Origin of the sequence: Sulfuricurvum sp. MLSB (assembly GCF_000747095.1) — a bacterium.
Classification (GTDB): Bacteria; Campylobacterota; Campylobacteria; order Campylobacterales; family Sulfurimonadaceae; genus Sulfuricurvum.
Map to the genome: position 1 here is coordinate 1 of NZ_JQGL01000106.1, position 5,236 is coordinate 5,236.

The 5,236-nt window shown below is 50.3% G+C and carries 6 protein-coding genes; 5 read left to right on the plus strand and 1 reads right to left on the minus strand.

The window, feature by feature from the left end:
* Positions 1 to 55 precede the first annotated feature (55 nt).
* From trxA to JU82_RS07795, 5 genes are all read left to right on the plus strand, one after another.
* Entirely contained in the window at positions 56 to 373 is a 318-nt protein-coding gene (gene trxA, locus JU82_RS07775; RefSeq protein WP_037949038.1) for a thioredoxin, read from the plus strand.
* Positions 374 to 573: 200 nt separating this feature from the next.
* Positions 574 to 1,512 (plus strand): FAD-dependent oxidoreductase, encoded by a 939-nt coding sequence (locus tag JU82_RS07780; RefSeq protein ID WP_037949040.1) that lies wholly within the window; start codon positions 574 to 576, stop codon positions 1,510 to 1,512.
* A gap of 82 nt (positions 1,513 to 1,594) precedes the next feature.
* Positions 1,595 to 2,365, plus strand: a complete 771-nt coding sequence (dapB, locus tag JU82_RS07785; RefSeq protein WP_037949043.1) for a 4-hydroxy-tetrahydrodipicolinate reductase — start codon at positions 1,595 to 1,597, stop codon at positions 2,363 to 2,365.
* Positions 2,366 to 2,374: 9 nt separating this feature from the next.
* On the plus strand, positions 2,375 to 3,724 hold the full coding sequence (gene purF / locus JU82_RS07790; protein ID WP_037949050.1) for an amidophosphoribosyltransferase: 1,350 nt from the start codon (positions 2,375 to 2,377) through the stop codon (positions 3,722 to 3,724).
* Between the two features lie 8 nt (positions 3,725 to 3,732).
* Complete coding sequence (locus JU82_RS07795) at positions 3,733 to 4,695, plus strand: TIGR01212 family radical SAM protein (RefSeq protein WP_037949053.1); 963 nt, start codon at positions 3,733 to 3,735, stop codon at positions 4,693 to 4,695.
* On the opposite strand, the gene JU82_RS07800 is transcribed toward JU82_RS07795, so the two are convergent.
* A partial coding sequence (locus tag JU82_RS07800; RefSeq protein WP_294892563.1) for a DUF2393 family protein occupies positions 4,692 to 5,236 on the minus strand: 545 nt, incomplete at its 5' end. The two genes, JU82_RS07795 and JU82_RS07800, sit on opposite strands and share 4 nt — an antisense overlap.

Here is a 5,236-nt window from a genome sequence, read left to right on the forward strand (position 1 = left end):
TAAAGATTGGGGCGTTATAATGTCCTCATAAACATTCGCAACTCAAGGAAAAACAATGGGTAAATACATTGAATTGACAGTATCAAACTTTGATGAAATAACAAAAGAGGGTGTCGCATTGGTCGACTTCTGGGCTCCTTGGTGCGGACCTTGCCGTATGATCGCTCCGGTGATCGAAGAATTGGCGGCTGACTATGACGGAAAAGCAAAAATCTGTAAAGTAAACACAGATGAAGAGCAGGATATCGCCGTGAAATACGGAATCCGTTCTATCCCGACGATTCTTTTCTTTAAAAACGGTGAAGTAGTCGAGCAAATGGTCGGTGCCGCTTCCAAGCAAGCATTCGCTGACAAGCTGAACGCACTTCTTTAATATCTTCTATTTGCGTATCGGGTAAATTCCCGATACCGCGTTTCGTTTCTTCTTTTTTTTCGACAGCGCTCTTTTTATCCATTAGCAGTATTTATTTAAATTATAATTTTTTTATCCATCGTTTTTAATTCGGAAAGAACCTCTTTATTTACAACAAGTGTATGATAAGCTCCTATCATATATAAGTCAGGAGTCGGCATATGCTAGATTGTGCAATTATCGGAGGGGGTCCGGCCGGTCTGACGGCTGGGCTGTATACAACGCGCGGCGGGTTGGAGCATGTCACGATGTTCGAAAAAGGGATGCCGGGCGGACAAATCACGATGAGTTCGGAGATCGAAAACTATCCCGGCGTCAGCGGCCATATTTCGGGAATGGACTTGATGATTCCATGGCCGGAACAATGCCAGCGTTTCGGATTAAAGCATGAGATGGCGGAAGTCACCCGTATTTCGCGCAAGAGCGACGGTATTTTTACGATTCAAAAATCCGACGGAAATACCGAAGAAGCCAAAAGCGTTATCGTTTGTACCGGTTCGACTCCGAAACGGGCCGGATTTATCGGCGAAGACGTTTATTTCGGACGGGGCGTGAGTACCTGCGCTACGTGTGACGGATTTTTTTACAAAGGCAAAGAGGTCGCAGTGATCGGCGGAGGTGACACGGCGCTTGAAGAAGCACTGTATTTGGCCAAAATCTGCTCAAAAGTGTACCTGATCCACAGACGCGACACGTTCCGGTCGGCTCCGAGTACGATTGAGCGGGTCAACGCTGCCGAAAATATCGAATTGGTATTGAACGCCACCCCCGAAGAGGTGGTCGGTGATGCTATGGGTGTGACCGGGATCCGGGTGGCATTCAGCGACGGAACGACACGCCACATCGATGTACCCGGGGTTTTCACCTTTGTAGGCTACAACGTCAACAATCAGGTGTTGATCCAGGAAGACGGCAGTTTTTTGTGTGACATGACGCCCTGGGGCGAAGTCAAAGTCGATTTAAGCATGAAAACCTCGGTGCCGGGGCTTTTTGCGGCGGGCGATATGCGCGAACAGGCTCCGAAGCAGGTTGTAAGTGCCGCAGGAGACGGTGCGGTGGCGGCATTGCAGGCAATCGCGTATGCAGACGGTCATCACTAAAGTCTCTGTTCGTTTACGCCCTTTTTAAACACTAAAACGGTAAAATGCGCTCAGAAATAATCCACAATAGGGATCATAAACGATGGTAAGAGCAGGTGTTTTTGGAGCGGGAGGGCGTGTCGGCAAGCTGCTGATCGAAGATTTACGGCATGAAAACGAGATTTCGCTGGGAGCGGTCTATGTCCGTAATGAGCTAAATTTTTCAATCGATCCGTCGGTATTGGTCACCAATGATATGGCAACGCTGCTTAAAAGTTCTGACGTTATCATCGATTTCTCATTGCCGGAAGCGACACAGCTGCTTCTCGAGCAGGCGATCAAGCATCCAACGCCCCTCGTCATCGGAACGACGGGCATGGACAATCATCAGATGAACCTTCTTAAAACGGCGAGCGAGTCGATGCCGATCCTGTATGCGACGAATATGTCGCTAGGGGTTGCATTGCTTAACAAGCTGGTCAACATCGCGTCTAGGACGCTGGAAGGATTCGATATCGAAATTGTTGAACAGCATCACCGCCATAAAAAAGACGCTCCGAGCGGAACGGCGCTGACACTGGCGCATTCGGCGGCTGCCGGGCGTGAGCTGGACTTGGATGCGGTACGCGTCAGCGGGCGTAACGGCAATATCGGCGAACGGAACAAAGACGAGATCGCGGTGATGGCACTGCGCGGCGGTGACATTGTCGGCCGTCATACGGTCGGTTTTTACAACGACGGAGAGTTTGTGGAGCTGCATCACACGGCAACAAGCCGCAACACCTTCTCCAAAGGGGCGATACGTGCGGCGAAATGGTTGGCCGGAAAACCAAACGGTCTGTATTCGATTCAAGACTGTTTAGAACTAGCATAAGGAAATAGAGTGCGTAGCTTAAATGAAAAATGTGCGGTAGTCGGTATTTTTGACCATCCTGAGGCCTCTAAACTGGCGTATTTCTCTCTTCATGCCCTGCAGCATCGCGGTCAGGAAGCAGCCGGAATCAGCACCGGAGACGGCACCAAACTGTACACGATCAAAGATCGCGGTCTGGTAACGCAGGTGTTCGATACTCAAAAACTCAATACCCTCAAAGGGCATATGGCGATCGGCCATACCCGCTATTCGACGGCAGGGGATGATTCGATTCTTGACGCACAGCCGGTATTCGCCCGCTACGATCTGGGGGAGATGTCGATCGTTCACAACGGCAACCTGACCAATGCCAAAGAGGTTCGCGATGCCCTGATCAAAAAAGGGGCGATTTTCCAGACGTTTATGGATACCGAAAACCTGATTCACCTGATCGCCAAAAGCGACCAGCACCATCTGACCGACCGTATCATCGATGCCGTCAAAAAAATCGAAGGGGCGTATTCGCTCGTCTTTTTGAGCCGTTCGAAAATGTTTGCGATGCGCGATCCGCACGGCTTCCGCCCATTGAGCCTCGGCCGCGTCGGGGACGGATACGTAGTCGCTTCCGAGACGTGCGCGTTTGACCTGATCGGTGCGGAATATATCCGTGACGTCGAGCCGGGTGAACTTCTTATTTTCGAAAAAGGGAAAGCCCCGCAATCGATCAAGGTGTTTGAACCGACGCCGAAACACTGTATTTTCGAATACGTCTATTTTGCCCGCCCCGATTCGAATGTCTACAACCAAAACGTGTATGAGATGCGCAAAGCAATGGGAAAAGAGCTGGCCAAAGAGCAGCCGGCAATGGCCGATATGGTCGTGCCGGTTCCTGACGGCGGCGTTCCGGCGGCAATCGGCTACGCACAGCAAAGCGGGATCCCTTTTGAAATGGCGATCATGCGCAACCACTACATCGGACGCACGTTTATCGAGCCGACGCAGGAGATGCGCGATCTGAAAGTCAAAATGAAACTTTCGCCGATCGAGCATCTGATCAAAGGCAAAAGTCTTATCGTCATTGATGATTCAATCGTTCGCGGAACAACGAGCCGCCAGATCGTACGGATGCTCAAAGCCGCAGGAGCGCGTGAAGTGCATATGCGTATCTCCAGCCCTCCGACAACCGATCCGTGTTACTACGGTGTCGACACGCCGGATAAAGAAAAGCTGATCGCGGCCAATATGACCAATGAAGAAATTTGCGCTTTTATCGAAGCCGATTCGCTCGGGTATCTGAGTAATGAAGCTCTGTTGAAGAGCGTCAACGGCAAAGAAGAAAATTACTGTACCGCCTGCTTCACCGGCAAATACATCATCTAAGAGGCCGAATGCGGGAGCAGATTTTTACGTTCGGTCAATATCTGTACCGCAAATTCGGGGTTAAAGTCTCCAAAGTCCCCGTATCTATCTCGGGGTTCACCTGTCCCAATATTGACGGCACGGTAGCCAAAGGGGGATGCACCTTTTGCGAAAACGATTCGTTCAGTCCGAGTCTGGACCGTGCCCGTCCCCTTAAGGGTTTTTTCCTCAATCTGCAATCCTCCGACAACCCCTATCTCGAGCAGCAGCTGCAACAGCTGGAATGGCAGTTTAACGCCCTTTCCAAAAAACTCCGGGAGGAGAACGGAGCGGAGAAGTTTCTCGTCTATTTTCAGAGCTTTACCAATACCTATGCTCCGTCGGAAACGCTTAAAGCACTTTATGAAAAAGCCCTTTCGTTCGAGAACGTCGTCGGCCTAAGCATCGGGACGCGTTCGGACAGCATCAGCGACGAGACGTTCGAATACCTCGCCGAACTTTCCAAACAAACCGAAATATGGGTCGAATTCGGGATACAGTCGATCTATGACGAAACGCTTGAACGGATCAACCGCGGACACGACAGCGCCAATGTCAAAAACGCGATACGAAAAGCAAAAGAGCACGGCCTCAATGTTTGCGGCCATCTTATTTTCGGGCTTCCGGGAGAGACCAAAGAGATGATGCTCGAAACCGCCAAAGAGGCTTATGCACTGGGGATAGATTCGGTCAAATACCATCCGCTCTACGTCGTGAAGCGGACCGCACTGGCAAATGAATACGCGCGCGGAGAGTTCGAACCGATTTCGGAGGAGCTTTATCTGGAAGTCCTCAGCGAGGCACTGCAGCTCAAACCGGCCAATGTAAGCGTCCAAAGAATCAGTGCCGGCATTGATGATGAGACGCTGATCGCACCGCTATGGTGCAAGAACAAAAGCGGGCAATTAAAGGCGATCAATAACGCCCTTAAAAAAGTCGGGCTGAAGTATTAATCCGCCTTGGCTTCGACGGCGTACGATGCGCTGGTGAAATGGGGCGGGTACTCCATGATGATGCTAAACGTCTTGGAACCGCCCGGATTCAGATGATCGGCAATGACATGCTCTGCGAGGACGTTCTGACGCTTGTATCCGGGATCATCATCTTTAAATAACTCTTCGAAGGCGCTGGGCTGGCTAAACTGGCTCGCTTTCGTCTCGCTTCCTTTGGCATTGGATAATTTAATCAGTGCCTTGACGTTTTTAACCGGATAATTACCCACATTTCGCACAATCCCCTTGATAAGAATCTGTTCAGACTGGTAAAAACGTTCGTCGCTCAAATTGGTGACTTCGACTTTATAGACATTCTCATTGATCGAATGCCACAAAAAGAGTCCGAGAAAACTGATCCCGAGTGTCATGGTAATAAAAATGGAGATTTTGGATTTGCTTCTCGCCGCATAGACGGACCCTGCTGCAAACAGCAGTCCGAAACCGACTAAGAGAAGATAGTGCCAGGGAGTTAACGGGCTCATCTGCAATCCGCCTTTAC

Coding starts and splice junctions, on each gene's coding strand:
- JU82_RS07780 (WP_037949040.1), top strand. CDS start 574: ATGCTAGATTGTGCAATTATCGGAGGGGGTCCGGCCGGTCTGACGGCT.
- JU82_RS07795 (WP_037949053.1), top strand. CDS start 3,733: ATGCGGGAGCAGATTTTTACGTTCGGTCAATATCTGTACCGCAAATTC.
- dapB (WP_037949043.1), top strand. CDS start 1,595: ATGGTAAGAGCAGGTGTTTTTGGAGCGGGAGGGCGTGTCGGCAAGCTG.
- trxA (WP_037949038.1), top strand. CDS start 56: ATGGGTAAATACATTGAATTGACAGTATCAAACTTTGATGAAATAACA.